Below are 24,017 nucleotides of genomic sequence, written 5' to 3' on the forward strand. Positions count from 1 at the left end.
TCTGGATGACTTGCCGGCGTGATCATGTCCGTTGCATTGCTGTCGACTGAAGAAGTTGCCGCCAGGTTTCCCCTGACGCTGGCCGTCATTGAAAAGGGAAAGCGCCAGAACCTGCACTTCGGTGTCGTGGCCTCGATTCGCAGGGGCGGCGCCCCCTTTGCAGACTTCGCCGTCGGCGAAGCGGCAGATGGGCTGCCCCTCGAAACCGGCCATCTGATGCCCTGGCTCTCGGCCGGCAAACCGCTGACAGCCGTCGCCATCCTCCGTCAGGTCGAGCTGGGCCGCCTGAATCTCGATCGCCCCGTGGCGGAAGTCATCCCCGAGTTCGCCGCCAACGGCAAACACGAGATCACCCTCAAGCACCTCCTCACCCATACCGCCGGGCTCGATCCCGCGCCGGTCGGCTGGCCGCAGGCCCCCTGGGCCTCCATCACCGAACGCATCTGCGAACGCGGAGTCCGCAACGGATTCGTCGTCGGCCAGGACGCCGCGTACGACCCCGCGCGCAGCTGGTTCGTGCTCGGTGAACTCCTCCGACGCACCGACGGACGCATGCCGCACGAAATCGTCCAGAACGACATCTGCCGCCCCATCGGCATGGCCTCCACTTGGATGGCCATGACCCCCGCGGAATATGCGGCCAACGCGGAACGCATCGGAAAAGTCGCCGCCCGAGACGACAAAGGCGCCCTCAAGGCCACTCACACCTGGGCCGAAAGCTTCTGGACCGCTCCCAGCCCCGGAAGCTCGATGCGCGGCCCGGTTCACGAACTCGCACTGTTCTACGAAATGCTCCTCCGCGGCGGTGCGCTCAACGGCACGCGAATCCTCGCGCCCGAAACAGTCTTGCAGATGACCGCCCGTCACCGCGAAGGCCGCTTCGACTCCACCTTCCAGCATCAGGTCGATTTCGGCCTCGGCGTCCTCCTCGATTCCAACCACTACGGCGCCGAGACCGTTCCCTATGGATTCGGCCGCCACTCCTCACCGCAGGCCTTCGGCCACGGCGGCGCACAGACATCGATCGGCTTCTGCGATCCCGAACATGAACTCGTCGTCGCCTGGGTCGCCAATGGCGCTCCGGGCGAGGCCCAGCACAACCGGAGAAATCGCGACTTGAACTCGGCCATCTATCGTGACCTGGGACTGGGCAACGATGCTTGAGTCGACGTTCGTCCCCCTCTGGGATTCCGCCGGCCCGGTCGTGCTCTCGGCCATCCTGGGGACGATTTCGGCCATCGCCGCGTTCCTCCTGACCGCACGCAGCCTCCGACTCTGCGAATCCCCCTCCACGCCCGCCGCCGCCCTCTGGGCGATCGCGGGTGGAATGTGTGTCGCACTATTCGTCCATTCCGCGATCACGCACGATGTCCTCGGCATCCCGGAAGTTCGCCCCTCGCATGCGTGGCACCGTCTCCGGATCGTCTTCCACGCCGGGTTGATTGTGCTCCTCACGGCCATCACCGCGACCGACTGGCGGACCTGTTTCATTCCGCTGTTCGTCCCGATCGCCGGCATGGTCGCCGCCCCGCTGCTCGCATTTATCAGCGGCGACCTTCAGATCGCTCATGTCTGGGTCGATTGGAACGCCGAGGTTCCGCAGCTCGCCGGGCCCTATCTCCCGAGTTGGCTCGGCACATCTCCCCATCTGCACGGCCTCGCCTGGAGTCTCGCCGGGGCCGCTGTCGGCGCCGCCATGGCCTGGGTCGTGAGGCGCGTTTCCGGCTGGGTGCTTGGCCAGCCCGCCCTCGGCGAAGGCGACGTTTGGCTCATGGCGATGATCGGGGTGTTTCTCGGCTGGCAGCCGACCGTGCTCGCGTTCGCGATCGCTCCGATCGCCGCCCTCGTTATCGGCCTGCCGACGAAAGCCCTCTCCGGCCGTCCCTACATCCCCTATGGACCGTTTCTCGCACTTGGAGCAGTGGTCGTTCTGTTCACCTGGCGCTGGTTGTGGATGTTCGAGGTCGGCCTGGGAACGGCGGTCAATTCCAAGGCCCGCCTCGCGAAGTTCCGCCTGCGCGATGTCTTCGGCGACCTCTGGCTGATGATCGGCGTTTCAGCCGTCGTCGTCGTCGCGCTGGCCGTGATGCTCGGCTGGCGACGCTGGGCCATCGGCGGCGTCACGGCCGATCTCAGCGAACGCCGCGGAGCAGGGGACACCCCCCCGGCTCCACAATCGCCGCCGCAATCCGTTGCAGAAGTAGCGGAGCCTCTTCAACCATCGCCGCCCCCGCCCCCGCCCCCGCCCCCGCCCCCGCCCGCATCGCCCTCCGCCGACCCGGAATAGTCAGATGGCCGGTTCGCCCAGCCTTGGTTCGTCCACCGGGGCAGGCTGAAGCTCTCTCAGCGATTGAAGACGCCGCAGTTCGGGCCAGCGCAGCGCGATCCCGGCGACTACGAAAATCGAGCCCACCCCGCCGGCTACAACTGCGGCCACTGCTCCCAGGTATCGGGCCGCCACTCCCGATTCGAGGCCGCCGATCTCGTTGCTCGCGCCGACGAAAACCTGGTTCACCGCCGACACCCGCCCCCGCATCGAGTCGGGAGTGATCGTCTGCACGAGCGTGTTTCGGACGACGACGCTGATGTTGTCGCACGCTCCCACCAGCACGAGCATCGCCAGGCTCAGCCAGAAGTTCGTCGACAGACCGAACACAATCGTCGCCGCACCGAATCCGGCAACCGACCACAGCAGTTTGCGGCCCGTGTTCCGCGTCAGCGGCAGGTGCGCCAGAGTCACGGCCATGGCCGCCGCGCCGAAGGCCGGAGCCGCCCGCAGAAGGCCGTAGCGCGTGCTCTCGGAAGCAATCATCACGCCGCTCGTCGGGGCCGCGATGATCTCTTTGGTGAACATCGGCAAAAGGTAAGTGGCGCCCCCCAGCAGCACCGCCAGCATGTCGAGCGTCATCGACGAAATCAGCAGCGGAGTCCGCCACACGAAACGCAGCCCCTTGAGCATCGCTTCGTAAGTCACCGAACGGGACGATTCCGACGGCGGCGGATTCGGCAGGCCCAGTGTCAGGGCCATGCATCCCGCCATGCAGATCCCGGAACTCCAGTACGCCCACTCCACGCCGCGAATCAGCAGCAGCCCGGTAATGGCCGGCCCCATCCACGACGACGTTTCAAACAGGCTGCTGTTCCACGTGAACGCGTTCCCGTACAGAGATCGGGGAATGATGCTCGGCAACAGCGAGACCCGCGCAGGGCGGGCGAAGGTCAGCGTCACGGCGTTGAGCCCGGACAGAACGAACAGCAGCAGCGTGCGGGCGTCGCCCCGCACATGGTCCACCAGCAGGGCCATCGTCCACGGAATCGTGATCAGAATCGCCTGCGTGGTCAGCAGGATCCGCCGGCGCGGCATCACGTCGACAACGTGCCCGGCGGGAAGCGATAGCAGCACCAGTGGCAGGGCGTTCAGTCCACCCAGCCAACCCAGGGCCAGCGGAGAACCTGTCAGGGCATAGACGTCCCACTGAACCGCCGTCGCCAGGATCTGGCTGCCGATCACGGCCAGCACATAGCTCAGGGCGAAGCGTCGATAAACGGGATGTCGAAAGGCGAGATAAGGATCGTGAGGGGCATGTCCGGCAAGGGACTCATCCATGGGCGCCCGTTCCCTGGATGCACCACTTTTCGATCATGCGCGCATACAGGCCGGTCCCCAGGCGAAGCTGGTCCAGCTCGATCCATTCATCGTTCGTGTGAGCCTGGGCGATGTCACCCGGGCCGAGGACGCACAACTGCTTCATCGCTCCGAACATCGCGCCGTCGGTCGCGTAGGCCACGGTCGAACTCGTTCCACGCTCCGCCAGCGCGAGAGCGTCCCGGATCAGAGGCGAGTTGGCCGGCGTGTAGACCGGCGAACCGGAAACGGTCACCCGGAATTCCAGGCCATTCATCTCCGCAGCGCTCCGCGCCCGCTCCACCAGCGGGCCCGTGTCCATGCCCGGCATCGGCCGGAAGTAAACGGTGCAGACCGATTGCGGGGCCGTGATGTTCACGGCCCGTGTGTGGTCGTTGATTCCGATGTTCCAGCTCAGGCTTGGCGGCGAAAACTCCGCGTTCTGCCACGCCGTGTTCGCGTTCACCTCATCGTGAATCCGCTTCATCTCGACGAGGAACGGGATCATCGCGAGGTTCGCGTTGAGCCCCTTGTCCGTGCTGGAATGAGCCGCGCGGCCACGCGCCGTCGCGATGAATCCGGTCACCCCTTTATGGGCGTGCACGACTTCCAGCGACGTCGGTTCACCGATAATGCCGCGCGAGTTCCCTTCCGCCATCTCACGGAACAGTTGCGATTCCGCGGCGACCTGGCGGGCGCCGCCAAAACCAACTTCCTCATCCGCGGTGCACGTGATGTACAGCGGCTCGGCATGCCTGGTGTTCGTCCACAATTCGGCCGCCGCGAGCATGCAGCCGACCGGGCCCTTCATGTCCGTGCTTCCCCGCCCGTAGAGTCGCGTCCCTTTCACCGTCGGCTGGAACGCCCCATGTTCCTGGATCGACCAGCTGTCGGCGGGAACCACATCCGTGTGGCCGAACCACGCCATTCCCCCGCTTCCCTCGCCCCGTTTGCCGACGACGCTCGCCTTGCGGACGCCGGCGGCGTCGTTGAATTCCAGACGTTCCGTCTCAAATCCAAGCCGTTTGAGCTTTTCTTCGACGTAGTCCGTGACCGCGCAGTTGGAAACTGGGCTGATGGAATCGAAGGAAATCAGGTCGCGGGCGTAATCGAGGGCTTCCATGGTGATGAGCTTACCGTGCGCGCGGAATCGTCACAGCCAGTCCGGAAATCCGGTCGCCTATTCCAGCGACAGCTCGGCTCCCCGGAATTCCTGCATCAGCTTCATCTCGGTGAGGTCGAAGTGCAGGGGAGTGACGGTGACATACCGCTCGTTCAGGTCTTTCACGTCGGTTTCTGGCTCCATCGCGTGGTTCTTGAGCGGGTCGATGCCGCTCCAGTAATACGGACGGCCCCGGGGATCTGTTCGTTTGACGATCGTCTCGGCGTGGCGTCGGAAGCCCATCGACGAGATCCGGACTCCCTTCGGCGGCGTCTCGGCCGTTTCCGGAAAGTTGATGCTCCAGAGCGTCTGACGCCCCGGAGTCGCCTCGGTCAGCTGCCGGATCAGGGCCACGGCCCCGCGCGCCGTCGTTGCATAATCCGGTGGCATCGCCCCCTGTTGCAGCGAAACCGCGATCGAAGTGATCCCACTGATCGCCCCTTCCATCGCCGCGGCCACCGTCCCCGAATAGAGCACGTTGATCCCCACGTTCGCGCCGGAGTTGATTCCGCTGACGATCAGGTCCGGTTTCCCGCCGCAGAACTCCAGCACCCCCAGCTTCACGCAGTCGGCCGGACTTCCGTCGACCGCCCACCCGAAGTGCGTCCCGTCCGCATCGAAAATCTCTTTGACAAGGATTGGGTGCAGGTAGGTGATTCGGTGACTGACTCCGCTCTGCTCGACCAGAGGAGCCACCACCTGCACATCGCCGAGCGTCAGCAATTCCTTCTGAAGCGCCCGCAGGCCAGGTGCATGAATGCCGTCATCATTCGCAAGGAGGATCTTGAGGGGCTTCGACACGCCTTCCATCCATCATTCAGAGGCCATCCGTTTGACCCGCCGGACACTCCGTTGGTCCGCCGGTTCGGCAACTCGCAGAAGTGTGGAGCGTTCCGGGAAGCCGAACAAGTCAGCCGAACGGCCGAATGCCCGGCTTCTCCCAGTGTAGCGCCCCCCCACCTGCAGTGAGCGGCAAGGCGCTAGCCGCCGGTCGATCAACCATCGGCTCAAAAGCGCGGCTTCTCCCCCCAACAACAACCCGCGCCCTCAACCACCATCCCGGCCCCGCCCCTCCCAGCGCAGCGCCTCCCACCTGGAGTGAGCGGCAAGACGCTAGCCGCCGGTCGATCAACCATCGGCTCAAAAGCGCGGCTCCTCCTCCCAATAACAACCCGCGCCCTCAACCACCATCCCGGCCCCGCCCCTCCCAGTGCAGCGCCTCCCACCTGGAGTGAGCGGCAAGGCGCTAGCCGCCGGTCGATCAACCATCGGCTCAAGAACGCGACTTCTCCCCCCAACAACAACCCGCGCCCTCAACCACCATCCCGGCCCCGCCCCTCCCAGTGCAGCGCCTCCCACCTGGAGTGAGCGGCAAGGCGCTAGCCGCCGGTCGATCAACCATCGGCTCAAGAACGCGACTTCTCCACCCAACAATAACCCGCGCCCTCAACCACCATCCCGGCCCCAGCCCCCATCAGAAGCCGGGCTTTTCAGGCCCTTCGGAGACACGTTCTCGACGGCGATCCGCACCGGCCTAACCCGACCGAATCCAAACCGATGTCGCCCCCCAAACCCGCGCGCAACCGCACCCGAAGGATGGAGGGAACAATGAATACCATCACCACAAACCCGTCGAACAACCTCACCCGGACGCCCGTCTCCCCGAAACGGCCGACCGAAACAGCCCCCCGCCGTCCTCCCAATTTCCGCGCGGGGAAAGAGGGCATGGAACACGCACCGCCCCCCGACCCCGTTCTTCTTGGTTGCCATGTCCTCAATCCCTTGGAAGAACGACAACCCACCCATCCTTCTCCCCGCGCCCGGGCCTCCTCCCGAACAAAACCTCCGCTGCGGGGAGGAGGTGGCCGAAGGCCGGAGGAGGGGACTCAGAAAACCGGGTTCCTTCGACCTGAAGAATCGGTGGCCTTCACGTTCTGCCACCGCCAGTCGGCGAATGGATGCGATCTTCCGCCAACCGCTCCGGCACGGTCGCGTGTTCGGGCGACATCCTTCATGATGCGGGATTCCCACACGTTCTGGTCTCTTATGTCCGCGTCGAACCAAGTCGTTGAAATCCAGCCGGTCGCCGGTCCGGTGAACGGGAGCATTCGTCCCCCCGGCTCCAAGAGCATCACGAACCGGGCGTTCATTCTGGCAGCCCTGGCGAACGGACCAACCACGCTCGCCGGAGTGCTCGACAGTCAGGACACGCGCGTCATGGCGGAGAGCCTTCGACGCCTGTCTCTCAACGTCGAGCAGGATCTTGAGAGAAAAACGGCGGCCATCGAGGGGGCGGGCGGTGGCCCGCGTGCCTCCGCCGCCGATCTCTGGCTCGAAAACAGCGGGACCAGCATCCGGTTTCTGGCCGCTCTGTGTACGCTCGGCCAGGGACGTTTTCGGCTCGATGGCAACGCACGCATGCGCGAACGGCCGATTGGCCCGCTGGTCGACGCCCTCATCGGCTGCGGCGCGAAGATTCAGTACGAACTGGCCACCGGCTGCCCGCCCCTTCTCATCGACGCCGCCGGTTGGTCGTCACGCCGCGTGAGCGTCTCCGGGAATCTTTCGAGCCAGTACCTGAGCGCGCTGCTCATGGCCGCGCCCGCCTGCGGCCACGACATCGAAGTCGCCGTCGAAGGCCCGCTCGTCTCCCGCCCCTACATCGATATGACGCTCGACATGATGCGTCAGTTCGGCGCCCGCGTCGAAGAACCCTCGCCCAACCAGTTCCTGATCGCGAGCACCGGCTATACCGGCAGGCACTATTCCATCGAGCCCGATGCGTCCGCCGCGAGCTATTTCTTCGGCGTCGCCGCCGTCACCGGCGGAACCGTGACGGTCGAAGGCCTGAACCGCAATGCCCTCCAGGGAGATGTCGGCTTCGTCGACGCACTCGTTCGCATGGGCTGCACCGCCCGCTGGGATGCCGACTCGATCACCCTCACCGGCGGCCGGCTCAAGGGCATCGATGTCGATATGAACGCGATCAGCGACACCGCCCAGACGCTCGCCTGCGTGGCCGTCTTCGCCGACGGGCCGACACGCATCCGGAATGTCGCGCACATGCGGCTCAAGGAGACCGACCGCGTCCACGCCGTCGTGACCGAACTGCAGCGCCTCGGTGTCCGGGCCGATGAGCATGAAGACGGACTCGTCATTCATCCCGGACCCGTCACGCCCGCAACCGTCGCCACCTATGATGACCACCGTATGGCCATGAGTTTCGCCCTGATCGGCCTCAAGGCCTCCGGGGTTCGGATTGCCGATCCCGGTTGCACGGCCAAGACCTATCCCGAGTACTTTCAGGACCTCGACCAGCTTTGCGCGGCGTCGCGGCGGGGCCAGTCATGACACGTTCGCCCCATCGGGAACCCGATCGCAGGCCCCCCGCTCCCTCCGCGGGGGGGGCGATCGAGCCAACGACCGCCCGCGAACTCGCCTTCGCCTGCCTCCAGGCATTCGACGATTCCGGCTTCTATCTCTCCGACAGTCTGGATCGGCTTCAGGGCAGGCCGCTTTCGACGGCCGATCGCGCCCTCGCGATGGAGCTCAGCTACACCGTCCTCAGGCGTCGTGCGACGCTCGATGCGGTCCTCCGCCAACTCGTCTCGCGCGACCCCGCAAGCGTCGAACGGGACCTGTGGACGGTGCTGCAACTCGGCGTCGTCCAGCTGCTCCTGATCCCCGGCCTGCCGCCGCATGCGGCCGTCCACGAAACGGTCGAACTCGCCAAACGCATCAACGGCCGCTGGGGCGGGATGGTCAACGGAGTCCTGCGCTCGCTGCAGCGACTGGTCACCGGGAACGTCGCAGACGCCCCGTCTGCATCGGGAGTCCCGATCGTCGCTGCCGACCCGGCGCGCGAAGGGGAAGGGGCCGCATGCCTCGAGATCGTTTACCGGCAGTTGGGGGCAAACGTCTTTCCAGATTTCGCGCGCGATCCGGTCGGATACGTCGCCACGGCCTTCAGCATGCCTCGCGAATTGATGGCGCGATGGTCGAATGGTTGGGATCCGGCCGCCGCGCTCCGTCAGGCTGCCTGGTTCACGACGCCGGGAGTCTTGTCGCTCAGGATCAATCCCCTGAGGACCGACCGCGTCCGCCTGATCGAGTCGCTCCGGAGTATCGGCGCGGAATGCTGGCCCGGTGACCTCCCCGAAAGCATCCGGCTGGCGGAGTCGACCCGCATCGCCCGACTTCCAGGTTTCGAGGACGGACATTTCAGTGTGCAGGATGAGTCGGCGATGAGAATCGTCGACCTCCTCGATCCCCGTCCGGGAGAGCGGGTCCTCGATCTCTGTTCGGCGCCCGGCGGCAAAAGCACGCACGCGGCCGAGCGGATGCTGGATCAGGGGACGGTCGTCGCCTGCGATCTGTCGGAGCGAAGGCTGCGCTTGGTCGAACAGTCCGCAGCACGCCTGGGATTGAATGCAATCTCCACTCAGCTTGTGGCGGACGACCCGGCCTCCATTCCCGACGGCCCGTTCGACGCCGCCATGGTCGATGCCCCCTGTTCCAATATGGGGGTCCTCGGCAAGCGCCCCGAAGCACGCTGGCGTCTGACGGAAGAGGACTTCCAGGAGCTTCCAGCTCTTCAACTGCGGCTTCTCGAGGCCGCGGCGGAGCGGGTGAAGCGCGATGGGCGTCTTGTCTACTCGACGTGCAGCATCGATGCCCTCGAGAACGAGGGAGTCATCCGCCAGTTCCTGGCGCGCCAGCCCGTGTGGTCAGCCACGACGCAGCTTCAGTCAGTCCCCTCCGAACCGGGCGACGGCGGATTCGTCGCCGTGCTGCGGCGGAACTGAGATCACGGCTTTTCAGCGTCGCCGCAGCTGCAGACCATCTCGCCGCAGCCAGGGCAGCCCGCGCCGTATTTCTTCGCGACCGCTTCGCCCAGATTCACTCCGGCGACATTCGCGATCGTGGCGAGCCACGCGAGCACATCGGCAAATTCTGCCGCAAGCTCCTCAGGCGTCCCGCTTCGCAGCGCGGCCGCCAGCTCACCCACTTCCTCCATCAGCCACATGAACGTCCCGTCGACCCCTCGCGCCTGGTCCTTGCGCGAATACATCCGGTCGATGAGTTGCTGAAGTTCATCAAGAGTTAAGGAAGTTGACGACATCGAGCAGGGGGACTTTGACGATAGAAGCGATGATATCGAGCGTCCGGCTGCGCCCGGTCGTTGCGAAGTGTGACAGGAATCGGCGACGCGTCAATTGCCCGCCGCGACCAAACCCGCGGCCTGAGACCGCCGCCCGACACATTTCCCTCCGTGAGGACGCAGGATGTGGACTGAGCTGCAGAACCGCTGGTCGATGTCGCGGGACATCGTGAAGCTCTCCTGTCTCCGATACCGCGACTACGACGGATACTTCGCGTCGATGCACCAGTCGGGCAACCACTGGATGCGCCACCTCCTGGGGACCGTGATCGCCATCCACCACGATCTCCCCGCGCCCCAGCACCTCGCCGACATGAGGTTGATCGGTGAGCCACGCTGCCCGACACAGATCCCCGGTATCCCGCGACTTGTCTTCTCTCACAAGATCTGCAGCACGCTCGTCCATTCCGCAGCGAGTCGCGCCTTCGTGGCGTTCCCGCGTTATGTGATCATGGTCCGCGACCTGCGAACGATGCTGGTGTCGCATTTCGAGCGGTTCAAGGACCGCTACCGGATGTCGTTCTCGGAATACCTTCGCGGTGACGTGACGGGCCGACGATTCGACTGCGACATCTGGGACAGCGTCCGGTTTCTGAACGCATGGGGTCGGGTCTGCAGCCGCATGCCGGGGCAGACGATGGTCCTGAGATTTGAAGACCTGCGGGCAGATGTCGTCTCCCAGGCGATGAAGGTCTGGAACTTCCTCGAACTCCCGCCCGTCGAGCGGTCGGTGTTCGAGCAGGCCGCCGCCGCGTCCACTAAGGACCAGATGAAGACGAAGGAAGAACGCGTTCGGAAGCATGGGACCGTGGTCCGGCCAGATGGCGGCGATGCCCTGGCACGCTATTCCCCGAAGGACCGCGCCTTCTTCATGGAGACTTGCGAACGATATCTGCGACATTCCTTCGGCTACGATTACAACTGGTTCGAGAGCTCTGCGGCGATTCGACGCGCGGCGTAAGTCCCGGAGACGATCCGGGTTGACGCGAATCGACCTGCTGCCATAGCGTCCCGCGTGCTGCTCAGGTTCCCGGACAATCTCCGGAACCCGTCGAGGGCCGAAAGGAAGTTCTCAAGGTCATGGAAGACCGACGCCTGACTGTCGTTCAATTGTTGCCGGCCCTGGAAAGCGGCGGAGTAGAGCGGGGCACCCTCGAGGTCGCCTCCGAACTGGTCCGCCGGGGTCACCGCTCGATCGTGATTTCGGCCGGCGGACGGCTTGTCGAAAAGCTCGAGGCGGAAGGCAGCGAACACATCGCCTGGACGATCGGCGGCAAAACGCCCTGGACGTTCCGCTACGTCTCCCAGCTCCGCAGCCTCATCCAGGAAGAAGGCGTCGACATCCTGCATGCGCGGTCACGCGTCCCCGCCTGGGTCGGCTGGATGGCCTGGAAGTCCCTCCCCAACCAGTCGAAACCGCGATTCGTGACGACGGTCCACGGCCTGTATCGGGTCGGAAAATACAGCAGCATCATGACGAGCGGCGATGCCGTCATTGCCGTCTCCGGTTCGGTCCGCGACTACGTCCTGAAGAATTTCCCGCATACCGACCCGAATCGTCTGCGCGTGATTCCGCGTGGCAGGAACTCGAACGAATTCCCCCACGGCCATCACCCCGATGACGCCTGGCTTGAAGCCTGGTATCGCGAGTTCCCCCAGACGCAGGGGAAAATCCTCCTGACGCTCCCCGGCCGGTTGACCCGGCTGAAGGGGCATGAAGACTTCATCAACCTCATCGCAGAGGTTCGCGCCGCAGGCGTCGATGCTCATGGGCTCATCGTCGGCGAGGTCGACCCCAGACGCACCGCCTATGCCGAGGAACTCCATGCGCTCGTCGAACATGACGGCTTGTCGGAGCATGTGACCTTCACCGGGCACCGTCGCGACATCCGGGAAGTCTTCTCCCTCTCGGCCATCGTCTTCTCGCTGTCCACGCAGCCCGAGTCCTTCGGCCGAACGACGCTCGAAGCGCTCTCGATCGGAATTCCCGTCGTCGGCTACGACCACGGCGGAGTTGGCGAGATTCTGCACGACGTGTTCCCGCAGGGGGCGACGCCGCTGGGCGATCGAATCGCTCTACGCGATCGCGTGACCATGCTGCTCCAGGAAGGGCCTTTCGTCGTTCCGCCTCATGATGGCTACCGCCTCGACCAGATGCTCGAGGCCGAGATTCAACTTTATCACGAGCTCGCGGCATGAGGATCTGCCAGGTGATGATCGGCGCGGGGTTCGGCGGGGCCGAGCGTTCGTTCGTCGATACGGCCCTCGCAATGGCCGACCGCGGGCACGCGGTGCAGGCCGTCTGTCACCGTGATTTCGTGAAACGCGACCTCCTCGAGGCTCATGCCAACATTCGCGTGTCGCCGGTGTTGGTCCGCGGAGCCTGGGACTTCGCCGGCGCGCGGCGGATGCAGAACGCGATTGGCGAATTCGGGCCGGATGTCATGCACGTCCACCTCGCGCGGGCAGCCCACCTGGCGGGCCCGATCGGACGGCGCATGGGCGTTCCGGTCATCGCGAAGCTCCACAACTACGCCAACCTGAAGTATTACCGGCAGGTCGACGCGTTCATCGGAACGACCGAAGACCAGCGCGGATACCTCGCAAAGAATGGCATCGACGGACCGCGGGCGACGGTCATCCCCAACTTCTCCCGGATGCCGGTGATCGAAACTCTCCGCGCTCAACCGGTGGCGAAGGCCGCCCGTCCGGTGAAGTTCATCACATGCGGGCGTCTGCATACCGTCAAGGGATTCGACATCCTGCTGAAGGCGCTGAAGCAACTGCATCTCGAAGGGCAGTGCGCACAGTTGATCGTCGGAGGCAGTGGACCGGAGCACGAGTCGCTGCTCAAACTGCGCGATGAACTCGGCCTTCACGACGACGTCGAGTTTGCCGGCTGGATCGACGATACCTCGCGGTTTCTCGATCGCGGCGACATCTACGTCCTCTCCTCGCGGACGGAGTCTTTCGGAATCTCGCTGCTTGAGGCGATGGCGCGCGGGTTGCCGATCGTGTCCACGCGCTGCCAGGGGCCGTCCCAGCTGCTGACCGACTCGCAGGCGTGGTTCGCCGCACCGGAGAACGTCGGAAGTCTCGCCGCGGCAATGCGGGCCTCGATCGACCAGTCGGAGGAACGCACTCGGCGCGCCGGCGACCTTCGTGATTTATTTGCGACAACGTACGCAGAGTCGCACGTGGCGCCCCGAATTCTGCAGTTTTACAAGGACTGCGGCGCTCGGGAGTCGGGCGATGCGGCTCTCGATTCGGCCTGGCCCTGGCAGTTCGTCGAGGCAACCTCGCTCGCGGAAGCGGAAACGTCCACCACGCGAATGCTGGTGAATCGCCAGATGTCGCTCCGGCTGCGGTCGATGGGATGGACGTCCTGCCGGGCTGTGATGCAGGCGTCGAATGTCGACGTGCTGCGCGAGACCAATGGACGGGACAACTGCCGAGTCGAACTGGGAGCTGGCTCGCCCGGGCACGGCCCGCGATTCGGGTATCTCAAACGCCACCGTGAACGAACGAAGTCCCGGCTGTTTCGCGACCAGTTCGTTCCAGCCGGCTGGAACGAGGCCGAGGCCGTCGGCCTCTGCGAACGATCAGGCGTCGCGACGATGCGTGTCCTCGCGACGGGCTTCGAGAAGGCAGGCGAAGAGACTGGTGCCGCGGTGGAGTCGTTCTCGCTGACGGAGGCGATTCGCGGAGAGTCGGGTTTTCACACCGCGCGTCGCTGGCATGACGAGGGGATCTTTGACGAGTCCGAAGTCGTTGCGCTCCGACGCGAAATGATCTCCGCGGCGGCCGACCTCGTTCGGCGGATGCATTTCGCCGGCCTGGCCCATCAGGATCTTTTCTGGCAGCACCTCTTCTTCGAGCCCCGGACCGATGGCCGACTCGCGGCCCGCGTGATCGATGTCCAGCGGATGATTCGACCCGGCTCGATGGCGGCCTGGAGCTATTTCTGGATCAAGGATATGGAACAGCTCCGCTTCTCCATGCAGCGGATGGGATTCCGCGACGACGATGTGAAGCACTGGTACCAGTGTTACTTCGCCCAAACCGGCCTGACTCCGTGGCAGCGGCTTCTCACAGGGACGATCCGCCTGCGGGGAATTCGGCGGGCGCTGAAGATGGCCCTGAAGCAGCGGGGGCGAACGAACAGCATTCCTTCGTCGCCAGCCGGGCGAACCGTCGGGCAGCGGCACGCGGCCTGAAAGGAAGGGGCACAGGCAGACCGCCCGTGCCCCTGGAATGCGCGCCGCGAACTAGGCCCGTTCTTCGGGCTTGCTGACGTCGGGAACATCGACGCCCAGCGCCGTCGCGAGATCGGCCTGGTGTTCCTGCTCCTGGACCAGAATGCTGCGGATGTTCTCGGCAATCGCATATTCCCCGAGTGCCTCACACTGGCGGACCCGCTCGCGATAATGCCGGATCGTTTCATTCTCGTTGTCGAGGTCGAAGCGAAGCATGTCTTCGGCCTTGTCGGAGAGCTTCACCGGCTTCATCGTTGCGGTCGGCATTCCGCCGAGATAGTCGATCTGGCTGGCGATGGTGAGGGCATGCTGGAGTTCTTCGCCCGCATGCACCTTCAGTTCGTCGGCGATGGCCATGTACTTCGCGCCTTTGATGGCCTGCGAGTACACGACATAGGCGACGATCGCCTGGTATTCACGGGCGAGATCTTCGTTCAGGAGCTGAATGAGTTGTTCGCGCGAGGGGAGAGAGTTCTTTTCAGGCATGGTTGGCTCAGCGACATGGAAGAATTCGGTCACAGTCCTGATTGTGACTGTCGAATGCAGCTCGAATAGGGGGGCGATCGCCCTCGCTCCTGGCCACCCCGCTGCTCATCACTGAATCAAAAAAAGGACGCCCGTTCCCGGGCGTCCTTCTTCATTGGTGTCCTACTGACTCTCGATCAAGTTGTCAGACGGCCTGCGGGATCGTCTTGCCCATCACCTCTGCGAGCTGATGCATCTTCTTCACCACCTCGGCGTACTGCGGCGGGAGCAGAGCCTGCGGTCCATCGCTCATCGCTTTCTCGGGACAGCTGTGCACTTCGATATGCACGCCGTCAGCGCCCGCAGCGATTGAGGCGTACGACATGGCGGGGATCAGGTCGGGCCGGCCTGTCGCGTGGCTGGGGTCCGCGATGATCGGCAGGTGGGTCAGGCCCTTGGCGTTCGGGATGATGGCCAGGTCGAGCAGGTTCCGCGTCGACTTGTCAAAGCTGCGGATTCCTCGTTCGCACAGGATCACCCGCGGGTTGCCGCTGGCGAGGATGTACTCGGCCGACATCAGCAGGTCTTCGACGCTCGCGCTCATGCCGCGCTTGAGTAGCACCGGCTGCTTCACCTTGCCGACTTCCGCCAGCAGGTTGAAGTTCTGCATGTTGCGGGCGCCAATCTGGAAGATATCGGTGTACTTGGCGACAAGCTCGACCTGCCGCGGATCCATGACTTCCGTCACGACCGGCATCTTGAGCTCGTCCCCGACGCGGCGGAGGATCTTCAGGCCTTCTTCGCCCATCCCCTGGAAGCTGTATGGGCTCGTGCGCGGCTTGAACGCACCACCTCGCAGCACGTTGGCCCCCGCCGCCCGGACGGCCTTGCCGATCTCGAGAAGGATTTCTTCTCCTTCGATCGCGCACGGGCCGGCGATCAGCATCAGGTTGCCCCCGCCGACCTTCACTCCGCGGCCCAGATCGAAGACGGAGTCTTCAGCCTTGAACTCGCGGCTGGCCAGCTTGAACGGCTTCAGGATCGACATCACGTCCTCAACCCCCGGAATGGCCCGGAGCGGAGCATTCCGCAGGCGGTCTTCCTCACCGATCACGCCGACAAGAGTGCGCTTGAGACCCCGGCTGATCTCGTACTTGAAGCCCATCTCCTGAACTTTTTCACAGATGTGCTGGAGCTGGGATTCGCTGAAATCGGGCTTGAGGACAATGATCATTCGAGGAACTCATGGTGCCGCGTCGGGCGGCGGTGGGCTTGAGAACCGCAACGGACCTGGGCCGGCGGTCGGGAATCTGGAATTCTGGCGGACGCGGGGAGAGTCGAAAAGGGAACAGGCCTCAAACTTGGCGCGGAACCGTTTCCGGGGCGCCGCCGGACGGGCGGAACGTACGTGCAATGGATCGGACAATTGGTAAAGTGGCCTGAACTGGGTTCGCCGGGCGTCCCGCATGACCTGGCGCAGGGTTTTCAGCCCCTCGACGCCGCGAGCGGCTCTCTCTGAACCCGGTCGACACCACTTCACCGAGACGAGCAGGAAGGCCCGGGTGACCGGGGTACGTTATGCCGATCAAAGTCCGCTGCGGCGGCTGTGAAAAGTCTCTGAGCGTCCCGGACTCGATGCGCGGCAAAACGGTGAAGTGCCCCGCGTGTGGCGAGAAAATCAAGCTCCCCGGAGGAGACGCCGCCAAAGCCGGCGTCTCCAAAACCGCACGCCAGAAGAAAGAGGCCGAAGGCTCCGTCGACGAAAAACCGTCGGGGGAGCTGTTCGTCAATCTGAACCTGAAACAGCTCGAGGCGGATGAGAAAATCTGCCCGTTCTGCGCCGAACCGATGCCCTCCGGCGAGGATGCTTCCAGCGTCTGTCCCAGCTGCGGAATGGATACCGCAACCGGAAAAATGGACAGAAAGGAAGCCCGGAGGCGTTCCCGTCGCGGCCCCGACATCAAGGAATACTGGGCCAAGGCCTGGTCCGACCCGGCCAGGTTCGTCATCGACTACAAGGCCCTTGCGATCCGAACCGGAACATTCTGGACACAGTTCGGAATGATCTTCGGTATCTGCCTGTTCATGGCCAAGGACTACTGCACCCGCGGGCCCACAATCACCTTCTGGGCCGCCATGACGGCCATCTCCGCACTCGGCATCCCCGGCTGGTACTGGTCGCTGGCCATCCGCCTGATCCAGGCCGAGCTGTTCCGCGAGAAGGTGAATACCGACCGGATTCACTTCGACTTCTTTGCGAACGTGTCGATCGGACTGCGAGGCGTCATCTGGCCATTTATCGTCTTCCTGCCGGCCTGGATGGGGCTCGGCGCGATCTACCTGCTGTCGCCAGATTCCGTGCCGGAGGCGACGTTCAGGATCCTGGCAGGCGTGCTGATCGCGCTGCCGTTCCTGATGTTCCCGATCGCCACGATCCACATGACCGCCCGCTATACCTACAAGGCCTGGATCCTCTGGGAGCTCCTGGTGTCCTTCAGTCGCGCCGCGGCCGGCTGCTTTTACTGGCTGATCCAGGCGGCGGTCATCATGGGGCCCGTCTTCGCCATGTTGTTTGCCATTCAGATGTACGGCGGCGGGATGAACCCCTTCTCGAACACCTACATCGATCAGGCCGCCATCTGGACGACTGAGAAGGCGCTCGGGATCATCGGAGAACAGGCAAACCAGGAATCGCTGGTCTTCATCCTGATCCGGCTGGTCGTCGAACTCGTCATGGGCTTCTGCTTTATCGCGCCGCTGGCCTACCTGTCGGCGTTTCCGGCCCTGTACATGATCCGGGCAAATGCGCTGCTGGCCCACTACTTCCAGCCGAAGCTGGGCATCATGAACGACATGCCCAAGAGCACGCCGGCCACCTTCTGGGTCCGTTTTCTGGCCTTCTGGGGAGACATCCTGCTCGTCCCGCTGGCGCCGGTGCTCGTCATGCGTGACAAACGCGCCGTCATGGTCGGCGGCCTGATCTTCGCCGCAGTGGTCCTCACCAAGATGTTCCGCAGCGAAGCCGCGATGCTCCAGATGATTCTCTACGTCGCGTATGGCGTCTACACCTACTGGATGTACTTCGCCGTCTCCGAGTCTGGGGCCATCAAGGCGACGACCGTCAAGGAAGCGTTCGGACTGCAGGTGCAGACCTCCAAGGGACGCCAGCTGACGCTGCAGCAGGCAACGGTCCGATGGTTCGGCACGATGATCTCCGGACTCCTCGGAGGACTCGGGTTCCTCATGTGCGCCTTCCACCCGAAGAAGAAGGCCTTCCAGGACCTCTTCTCCAAGTCCGAAGTCGTGTGGGTTGGAGATAAATGACCCGGCCGGCCGGCGCCGTCACCAGTCACGACGTTCCTGCGACGTCGAGATTGGCTCGTTCGACCCGGCCCCCGAGATTTCCGGATCGGTCGCCGCTGCTTCCCGCCGCGGCTGCGTTCGCCGTCGGCATTGTCGTCGACCGACATTTCTCGTTTCCCCCTGTCGGCCTCTTTCTGCTGGCGCTGCTATCGACCATTGCGGCCGTCACACTCTGGCGCTCGAAATGGCCCGGGACGCTTTGTCTCGTCGCGGCACTCGCCACCCTCGGCGCCCTGCGACATCATCAGGTCTGGACGCTCCGCGGGCCTGAGGATCTTTCCCGGATCGACCTCGTGGATGACACGCCTGTCCGGCTGGTCGGCGTCGTCGAGTCGCCCGTGGATGTTCGCAGGTCCGAGGAATCGCCCGACACCCCGGCCTGGATGTGGGTCGACAGATCCTCCTTCAATCTGCGCGCCGAACGACTGGTGGGGAATCAGATCGTTCCCACTTCCGGCCTCGTCCGCGTCGATGTCAGTGGCCACCTTCCGCCCATCGAGATCGGCGATAGGATCGAAGTCCTCGGTCACATACGCATTCCCGGCGAGCCGCGTGACCCGGAAGGGTTCGACCTCCGTTTGTGGCTGAAATCGCAGGGGATCGACCGGGCAATCGTCGTCGGGCATCCGGAAGGCGTCGTCAGGCTCGGTTCCGCCGTGACGCTCAGGCATCGGCTTTCCCGCGTAAGGCACAGCCTCCGCAGCCGAAGCGAACAGGTTCTCACCCAGAACCTCGGCCCGGACGTCCGGGCGGTCGGAACTTCGCTCCTGCTCGGCACGCGCGCGGGCCTGACGAACGAAATCCGGGACGCGTTTATCGACAGCGGAACGATGCACCTGCTGGCGATCTCGGGGCTTCACGTCGCCATTCTGGCCGGACTCGTGCTCGCGGTCTGCCGGCTGTCGGGCACCTCATCAACTTGGACTGTCCTGATCGTCGTCTCGACATTGTGGGGCTATGCGCTCGTCACGGATCTCCGGCCCCCGGTTCTCCGCTCCGTGGTGCTCGGTTGCCTGGCCGTCCTCGCTCTTGCTGGGGCGAGGCAGGTCTCGGGCCCCAACCTTCTCGCGGGGACGGCGTTCCTCCTGCTTCTCTGGAATCCGGGAGATCTGTTCGATCTGGGAGCCCAGCTCTCATTTCTGGCCGTCGGCGCCATCCTGTGGAGCACGAAACTGATCGCTGCGTGGAGACGCAGTCACTCGCCAGACCCGCTGGCTCCAGAATCGACGCATTGGTATCGCGCCTGGAAATGGATGCGCGACAAGTCCGCAGAGGGCTACGTCGTCACTGCGGCCATCTGGCTGTTCACGCTTCCTCTCACGCTCGCGTGGTTTCACCTGTTTGCTCCAATCGGGTTCCTCGTCAACGTGATCCTCGTGCCGTTTTCCGGCCCGCTGCTGACTGCAGGGTTCGCCACGCTCGGAGTCGGCCTGCTGGCGCCCTCGCTCGCGTGGATCCCGGCAACCGCCTACGACTTCTGCCTGCGCGTGCTCATGTTCGTCGTGCACGGAGCTGCGCACACTCCCTTCGCGAACGTCCCGACACCCGGCCCCGCGGCCTGGCAACTCGCCGTCTTCTATGGGCTCTTGTTTGCCGCCATCGTGGTTCCCCGGACGCTCTGGAAGCGACGCCTCTGGCTCTCGTTGGGAATCGCAGTCGTCGTGATGCTCGGGTTGGCCGTCAGGCCGCGCACAGCCGCGGACCTGGTCGTGAGCTTCCTCGACGTGGGGCACGGCGGTGCCGTCCTGTTCGAATTTCCCGGAGGCCAGACGGCGCTCTTCGACGCTGGCTCCTTCGGGCGGGGCGATGCTGCAGGAGAAACCATCCAGAGGGCCCTCGAGACACGACGCATCACCGGACTCGACGCCTTGATCCTGTCCCACGCCGACGCAGACCACTACAACGCGGCCGCCTCCCTGCTGCAGCGTTTCCCGGTCGGCGTCGTCTATGTTTCCCAGGCCTTCCCCGACATGACTCAGCGGAGCGTCTCCCGGCTGTGTGAGACGGTCGTCGGGGAGCAACTGCCGCTGCGAATCATTCAGGCCGGAGATGCGATGATGTTGAGAGGGGAGTGCACGCTGGACGTCCTGCACCCATCGGGCGGTTTTCGTGACAGGCTCGACAACGCACACAGCATCGTGCTCCGTGCGCGCTTCGCCGGCCGCACCGTCCTGGTGACGGGAGATGTCGAGAAGTCTGGTGTCCGGGCCCTGTTGGAGACGCATCCACCCGGGCGGATCGATGTCTTCCAGGCGCCTCATCATGGCGGACGGATGTCGAATACGACCGATCTCGCGCGCTGGGCCCTGCCGCGTTACGTGGTAGCCTGCAATCGCGACGACACTGTGCTGCCACATCTCAAGAACGTGTATGCCGATGCCGACCGCATCCTGACGTCCGCCAGCCACGGAACCGTCACGGCGACGATTCGCCGCAATGGAGAAATCGAACTGGCGACCACCCGCGGAAACCTGCCATGACTTCCGCTGCCTCCACCTCCAGCAATTCCCCTCTCGCCAGATGGCGCGTCGCTGCCGTTGCGCTGTCGATCGCCGCGGCCCTCGTGGCCGGCTATCTGGGGATCATGTCGATGCAGGCCCGCGGCACTCCCTGGGGCTGCGGGGCTGGCTCCGGCTGCGCAAACGTCCTTCAGAGCCGGTGGTCGAATGTCGCAGGGATCCCCGTGGGATTCTTCGCGGTCGTGATGTATCTGACGATGGCCCTCCTCAGCTGGAACGCCGGCCCGCGACATGTCCGGATCGTCACTGCGCTTGCAGCGGCCGTCCTGTCCTCAGCCATCTATTTCGGCCTGCTGCAGGTCGTCATCATTCAGGCGATCTGTCCCTGGTGCATGCTCGACCACACGCTCGGAATCGCTGCGTCGCTGGCGGCGATGGTCGTCGCGCGGCGGCAGACGGTCCGCAGCCCCACGGTCAATCCTGTCTCAGGCCAGCGAAGCGACCCTTTTGAGACCGAACCTGCTCCACCGCCAATGCCGGGACGTCGCGCCTCAGCGGCCGGAAGCGTCATGGCCGGCGTTGGCCTGACCATGCTCTTTGTCGGTGTTCAACACTTCACAGCCCGGGCTCCCGACGTCGCGCGCATCGAATCGACGTTTGAAGAATCAGGGGGCGCTTTGACGCTCGCCCTCAGGGAGGGAACCGTCTCGCTGCAGCAGGCGGGACTGCCGGCAATCGGCAGGCCCGATGCGAAACAGCGGCTCGTCCTGATGTTCGACTATTGCTGTCCCCACTGCCGCGAGGCTCACAACACCATCCGTCGCCTGCAGCTTTCCGCTGGCGACGCCTGGCGCGTGCTGTTCGTCCCCGCGCCGCTCAATTCCGAGTGCAACCCCGCCGTCGAGGAAACCGAAGACCGCTTTCGGGACGCGTGCCGCCTCGCGAAGCTGTCGCTGGCGGTCTGGAGAGTCAAACCGGCCGATTGGCCTGCATTCGACGCGTGGCTGTTCGAACCCGAGACGCCGCGATCAGCCCGCGAGGCCCACGATCATGCCAGCGCGCTCTATGGCGAATTGGAGATCGCGGAAGCGCTCGCCCACGCGTCCCTCGACTCCACGATCGCCGTGGGAGTCCACGCGTTTCACGCCTCGGGAGGAAAGGTTCTGCCGGTCATCCTGTCGCCCGGATCAGCGGGGATCGCCGGAAGAACCGATTCGGAGCAGGAACTGAGGGAACTTCTCGCCAGAGAGTTTGGGTTCCCGCAAGCGCCTGCTCCTGAATCAACCCCACGATGATCTTGAATCGGCCCGGGATGGATCAGGGAAGCTTCTCCGGCAGCGGACGCAGTTCGAACTTGCGGACGAACATCTCCGCCCCTTCCGTCTGCAGCAGGATTTTTCCCCGGTTGGGAGTCACTTCAGTGACCCGGTTCACCAGCGTGCCGTTCACGAGGTAAGTGAGCGAATCGCCGGTCGCGTAGCAGTCCAGACGCGTCCATTCCTGACCCGGGCTGTCCGGGTCGTCCTTCCCGCGGAATCCGACCGTGTCTTTCCAGTCCGGGTCGCGGCCGAACCAGTTGATGCGTCCCTTCGTGAAGCGCTGCTTGTCGCCGCCTGCCTTCCAGCAGTTCTCCCCATCGCGGTCTTTCTGCACTTCCGCGGTGCAGGCCGCCTCGAGCCGGTTTCCTTTCTCATCGAGCCCCTGCAGGACAAGGATGTCGCCGACGCCCCCTTCAATGATCTGGAACTCGATCGACGTCATCCACGGGCCCGGTTTGTCCTTGGTTCCACCGAACCCGCCGTCCGGGCCGTAGGCGTGCAGGAGCAGGCCGCCGTCGCGGGCCTTTTCCTTGCGCGGCGCCCAGGTCACGGTTCCCCAGCGGTACTCCATGACGAGGTGGTACTTCGAGTAGCTCTGCCGCGTGATCAGGCCGCCGAATCCGTCTCCCGAGATCCGCAGGGTTCCGTCGGGCTGAACGGTGAACACCTGCCGCGGGTCTTCATGGCCGCCGTCCGTCAGCCATGTATAGAACCCGTTCAGATCCTTGCCGTTCAGCAGTTCGATCGTTTGCGTGGGAACGACCGGGCGTTCGAACGATCCGATCTCCTGGGCCTGCGTCAGGGCAGGGCACATCGCAAATGCAGTCAGCAGCAGACATCGAAGAAGCATAAGTTCCAAATCCTGTCCCTGAGGAATGACGGGCCCGCCGCAGGGTTCAATGCCCCGGCCGCCGGCGCGTCATGGTTGACTCTCATCAAGAAATGGACACCCCCGGCACGCTCGGGAGCGTCTCGGAGACAATCTGAAATCGATCCGCCCCCTTCAGCTCGCAGGCGACGATCACTTCGTCCAGTAGTCGACGACGAGCACATCGTCCAGCACGGGCCCGACGATCTTCACGAACGCCTGGTGGGCGGGATGCGGAAGATACACTTCCCTCCCTTTTTCATTGGCGAACGTGACGACGAAGCAGTGGGTGAATCCCTTGGATTTCATCTCGGGGCTGTTGTCGGTCCCCGCCTCGAAGTCCTTGATCGCATCGATCTGCTGGGGCAGCCTGGCGAACGCATCGACGACTTCCTGCACCTTCTCCTTCGGAGCGTCCGTCTTGAACTTGAAGAGGACCACGTGGCGAAGGAGCCCGGGAGTATCAGGAGCAGCCGTCGACATCTGGAGTATTCCGAAGGCCACGACGAGAGTGACAACCAATGTGAGTGGGACCGATCTGTTCATTGTTGCCTCATACCCAAGATCTCGTTGAAGCGATAGCTCCTACTTCCGCTGCTCGACAAGGACATCGCGATCGAATGGCATGGCGCCGAATGGAAGTCGAACAGGCGTGTGTGAAACGCTGCCATCGACTTGAACGACCAGCACCCCGTCGCACGGGTCGAGTTCCACTCCCTCTCGCAGCACGATATGGTCAGGACCGACCTTCGCGGCTGAAAGCGTCTGTTGCCCGACGACAAGGTCGATTCGAACATCCGCGGAATAAATGTCGGCGCTCGAAGAGGGCTGAAGCATAGAGTCGTATCATCCTGATGCTGAAGCGAGACTTCGGCGCTATGCCGAGAGTCGCGGTCTCGTGCTTGCCGAACGACTCGGTTACGGCTGGGAGGGCGCTGTATATCGTACCCAGGCAAACACTGCCATCAAAGTCTTCAAAAGCGAGCAACACTACGCGCGCGAACGCGACGTCTACCTCCGATTGCGAGCATGCCGGGTGTCCGAAGTGCTCGGGTTTGGCGTCCCACGCCTTGTGGATTTTGACGATCTGCTGCGGGCCGTAGAGATGGAGATTGTCGCTCCTCCATTCGTTCTCGATTTCGCGGGGGCGAAGCTTGATGTCCCTTCGGAGTTTCCTGCTGAAGTCTTGGAAGAGTGGGAGCGCGACAAAGAAGATCAATTCGAAGACGACTGGCCGCTCGTGAAATCGGTGATGGCTGAGTTCGAAAGATTTGGAGTGTTTCTAGGAGACGTGCATCCCGGAAACATTCGGGTTCGGCGAAGATAGCCGGGGGAAGTT

General features: G+C 64.1%; 20 protein-coding genes. 11 read left to right on the forward strand and 9 right to left on the reverse strand.

Going from position 1 to position 24,017, the window contains the following annotated elements; translation table 11 throughout:
• Positions 1-24 precede the first annotated feature (24 nt).
• The gene (locus Pan44_RS15365; RefSeq protein WP_145030898.1) at positions 25-1,164 is read left to right on the forward strand and encodes a serine hydrolase domain-containing protein; all 1,140 of its coding nucleotides are present in this window, start codon (positions 25-27) and stop codon (positions 1,162-1,164) included.
• On the forward strand, positions 1,157-2,287 hold the full coding sequence (locus tag Pan44_RS15370; protein ID WP_145030899.1) for a prepilin peptidase: 1,131 nt from the start codon (positions 1,157-1,159) through the stop codon (positions 2,285-2,287). The genes Pan44_RS15365 and Pan44_RS15370 overlap by 8 nt, the downstream gene beginning before the upstream one ends.
• Here the strand turns inward: Pan44_RS15370 and Pan44_RS15375 are convergent, their stop codons facing one another.
• From Pan44_RS15375 to surE, 3 genes are read right to left on the reverse strand one after another with little or no spacing between them, the layout of a single operon-like run.
• On the reverse strand, positions 2,288-3,607 hold the full coding sequence (locus Pan44_RS15375; RefSeq protein WP_145030900.1) for an MFS transporter: 1,320 nt from the start codon (positions 3,605-3,607) through the stop codon (positions 2,288-2,290). It abuts the gene before it with no gap.
• Positions 3,600-4,748 (reverse strand): M20 family metallopeptidase, encoded by a 1,149-nt coding sequence (locus Pan44_RS15380; RefSeq protein ID WP_145030901.1) that lies wholly within the window; start codon positions 4,746-4,748, stop codon positions 3,600-3,602. Before Pan44_RS15380 ends, Pan44_RS15375 begins: the two co-directional genes overlap by 8 nt.
• Before the next feature lie 57 nt (positions 4,749-4,805).
• A complete protein-coding gene (gene surE / locus Pan44_RS15385; protein WP_231754064.1) occupies positions 4,806-5,588 on the reverse strand; it encodes a 5'/3'-nucleotidase SurE in 783 nt (260 codons plus the stop codon).
• Between the two features lie 1,245 nt (positions 5,589-6,833).
• On the opposite strand from surE, the gene aroA reads away from it, so the two are divergent.
• On the forward strand, positions 6,834-8,138 hold the full coding sequence (aroA, locus tag Pan44_RS15390; protein WP_145030903.1) for a 3-phosphoshikimate 1-carboxyvinyltransferase: 1,305 nt from the start codon (positions 6,834-6,836) through the stop codon (positions 8,136-8,138).
• Positions 8,135-9,592, forward strand: a complete 1,458-nt coding sequence (locus tag Pan44_RS15395; protein WP_145030904.1) for a transcription antitermination factor NusB — start codon at positions 8,135-8,137, stop codon at positions 9,590-9,592. Before aroA ends, Pan44_RS15395 begins: the two co-directional genes overlap by 4 nt.
• A gap of 2 nt (positions 9,593-9,594) precedes the next feature.
• Here the strand turns inward: Pan44_RS15395 and Pan44_RS15400 are convergent, their stop codons facing one another.
• On the reverse strand, positions 9,595-9,909 hold the full coding sequence (locus Pan44_RS15400) for a MazG nucleotide pyrophosphohydrolase domain-containing protein (RefSeq protein WP_145030905.1): 315 nt from the start codon (positions 9,907-9,909) through the stop codon (positions 9,595-9,597).
• A gap of 163 nt (positions 9,910-10,072) precedes the next feature.
• Between Pan44_RS15400 and Pan44_RS15405 the strand changes: the two genes are divergently transcribed.
• From Pan44_RS15405 to Pan44_RS15415, 3 genes are all read left to right on the forward strand, one after another.
• On the forward strand, positions 10,073-10,909 hold the full coding sequence (locus Pan44_RS15405; protein ID WP_145030906.1) for a sulfotransferase domain-containing protein: 837 nt from the start codon (positions 10,073-10,075) through the stop codon (positions 10,907-10,909).
• Between the two features lie 119 nt (positions 10,910-11,028).
• A complete protein-coding gene (locus Pan44_RS15410; protein WP_145030907.1) occupies positions 11,029-12,147 on the forward strand; it encodes a glycosyltransferase family 4 protein in 1,119 nt (372 codons plus the stop codon).
• On the forward strand, positions 12,144-14,165 hold the full coding sequence (locus Pan44_RS15415; protein WP_145030908.1) for a glycosyltransferase: 2,022 nt from the start codon (positions 12,144-12,146) through the stop codon (positions 14,163-14,165). Before Pan44_RS15410 ends, Pan44_RS15415 begins: the two co-directional genes overlap by 4 nt.
• A 51-nt stretch (positions 14,166-14,216) precedes the next feature.
• Here the strand turns inward: Pan44_RS15415 and Pan44_RS15420 are convergent, their stop codons facing one another.
• On the reverse strand, positions 14,217-14,690 hold the full coding sequence (locus Pan44_RS15420) for a ferritin-like domain-containing protein (RefSeq protein WP_145030909.1): 474 nt from the start codon (positions 14,688-14,690) through the stop codon (positions 14,217-14,219).
• Between the two features lie 184 nt (positions 14,691-14,874).
• On the reverse strand, positions 14,875-15,903 hold the full coding sequence (gene aroF, locus Pan44_RS15425; RefSeq protein ID WP_145030910.1) for a 3-deoxy-7-phosphoheptulonate synthase: 1,029 nt from the start codon (positions 15,901-15,903) through the stop codon (positions 14,875-14,877).
• Positions 15,904-16,247: 344 nt separating this feature from the next.
• On the opposite strand from aroF, the gene Pan44_RS15430 reads away from it, so the two are divergent.
• From Pan44_RS15430 to Pan44_RS15440, 3 genes are read left to right on the forward strand one after another with little or no spacing between them, the layout of a single operon-like run.
• Positions 16,248-17,993, forward strand: coding sequence for an RDD family protein (locus tag Pan44_RS15430; protein ID WP_145030911.1), 1,746 nt, complete (start codon positions 16,248-16,250; stop codon positions 17,991-17,993).
• A 50-nt stretch (positions 17,994-18,043) separates the two neighbouring features.
• Positions 18,044-20,512, forward strand: a complete 2,469-nt coding sequence (locus Pan44_RS15435) for a ComEC/Rec2 family competence protein (protein ID WP_197453353.1) — start codon at positions 18,044-18,046, stop codon at positions 20,510-20,512.
• Complete coding sequence (locus Pan44_RS15440; RefSeq protein WP_145030913.1) at positions 20,509-21,786, forward strand: vitamin K epoxide reductase family protein; 1,278 nt, start codon at positions 20,509-20,511, stop codon at positions 21,784-21,786. Before Pan44_RS15435 ends, Pan44_RS15440 begins: the two co-directional genes overlap by 4 nt.
• A gap of 22 nt (positions 21,787-21,808) precedes the next feature.
• On the opposite strand, the gene Pan44_RS15445 is transcribed toward Pan44_RS15440, so the two are convergent.
• The 3 genes from Pan44_RS15445 to Pan44_RS15455 form a co-directional block, all read right to left on the reverse strand.
• Complete coding sequence (locus Pan44_RS15445) at positions 21,809-22,660, reverse strand: 3-keto-disaccharide hydrolase (protein WP_145030914.1); 852 nt, start codon at positions 22,658-22,660, stop codon at positions 21,809-21,811.
• A 171-nt stretch (positions 22,661-22,831) separates the two neighbouring features.
• Positions 22,832-23,224 carry a Dabb family protein gene (locus Pan44_RS15450; protein WP_145030915.1) on the reverse strand — a complete coding sequence of 131 codons (393 nt, stop codon included), beginning with the start codon at positions 23,222-23,224 and terminating at the stop codon, positions 22,832-22,834.
• A 39-nt stretch (positions 23,225-23,263) separates the two neighbouring features.
• On the reverse strand, positions 23,264-23,515 hold the full coding sequence (locus Pan44_RS15455) for a hypothetical protein (protein ID WP_145030916.1): 252 nt from the start codon (positions 23,513-23,515) through the stop codon (positions 23,264-23,266).
• Between the two features lie 61 nt (positions 23,516-23,576).
• Between Pan44_RS15455 and Pan44_RS15460 the strand changes: the two genes are divergently transcribed.
• Positions 23,577-24,005 carry a hypothetical protein gene (locus Pan44_RS15460; RefSeq protein ID WP_145030917.1) on the forward strand — a complete coding sequence of 143 codons (429 nt, stop codon included), beginning with the start codon at positions 23,577-23,579 and terminating at the stop codon, positions 24,003-24,005.
• Positions 24,006-24,017: the final 12 nt, after the last annotated feature.

Source organism: Caulifigura coniformis, assembly GCF_007745175.1.
Taxonomy (GTDB): domain Bacteria; phylum Planctomycetota; class Planctomycetia; order Planctomycetales; family Planctomycetaceae; genus Caulifigura; species Caulifigura coniformis.

Coding starts and splice junctions, on each gene's coding strand:
- Pan44_RS15365 (WP_145030898.1), top strand. CDS start 25: ATGTCCGTTGCATTGCTGTCGACTGAAGAAGTTGCCGCCAGGTTTCCC.
- Pan44_RS15370 (WP_145030899.1), top strand. CDS start 1,157: ATGCTTGAGTCGACGTTCGTCCCCCTCTGGGATTCCGCCGGCCCGGTC.
- Pan44_RS15375 (WP_145030900.1), bottom strand. CDS start 3,607: ATGGATGAGTCCCTTGCCGGACATGCCCCTCACGATCCTTATCTCGCC.
- Pan44_RS15380 (WP_145030901.1), bottom strand. CDS start 4,748: ATGGAAGCCCTCGATTACGCCCGCGACCTGATTTCCTTCGATTCCATC.
- aroA (WP_145030903.1), top strand. CDS start 6,834: ATGTCCGCGTCGAACCAAGTCGTTGAAATCCAGCCGGTCGCCGGTCCG.
- Pan44_RS15395 (WP_145030904.1), top strand. CDS start 8,135: ATGACACGTTCGCCCCATCGGGAACCCGATCGCAGGCCCCCCGCTCCC.
- Pan44_RS15400 (WP_145030905.1), bottom strand. CDS start 9,909: ATGTCGTCAACTTCCTTAACTCTTGATGAACTTCAGCAACTCATCGAC.
- Pan44_RS15405 (WP_145030906.1), top strand. CDS start 10,073: ATGTGGACTGAGCTGCAGAACCGCTGGTCGATGTCGCGGGACATCGTG.
- Pan44_RS15410 (WP_145030907.1), top strand. CDS start 11,029: ATGGAAGACCGACGCCTGACTGTCGTTCAATTGTTGCCGGCCCTGGAA.
- Pan44_RS15415 (WP_145030908.1), top strand. CDS start 12,144: ATGAGGATCTGCCAGGTGATGATCGGCGCGGGGTTCGGCGGGGCCGAG.
- Pan44_RS15420 (WP_145030909.1), bottom strand. CDS start 14,690: ATGCCTGAAAAGAACTCTCTCCCCTCGCGCGAACAACTCATTCAGCTC.
- aroF (WP_145030910.1), bottom strand. CDS start 15,903: ATGATCATTGTCCTCAAGCCCGATTTCAGCGAATCCCAGCTCCAGCAC.
- Pan44_RS15430 (WP_145030911.1), top strand. CDS start 16,248: ATGCCGATCAAAGTCCGCTGCGGCGGCTGTGAAAAGTCTCTGAGCGTC.
- Pan44_RS15440 (WP_145030913.1), top strand. CDS start 20,509: ATGACTTCCGCTGCCTCCACCTCCAGCAATTCCCCTCTCGCCAGATGG.
- Pan44_RS15445 (WP_145030914.1), bottom strand. CDS start 22,660: ATGCTTCTTCGATGTCTGCTGCTGACTGCATTTGCGATGTGCCCTGCC.
- Pan44_RS15450 (WP_145030915.1), bottom strand. CDS start 23,224: ATGAACAGATCGGTCCCACTCACATTGGTTGTCACTCTCGTCGTGGCC.
- Pan44_RS15455 (WP_145030916.1), bottom strand. CDS start 23,515: ATGCTTCAGCCCTCTTCGAGCGCCGACATTTATTCCGCGGATGTTCGA.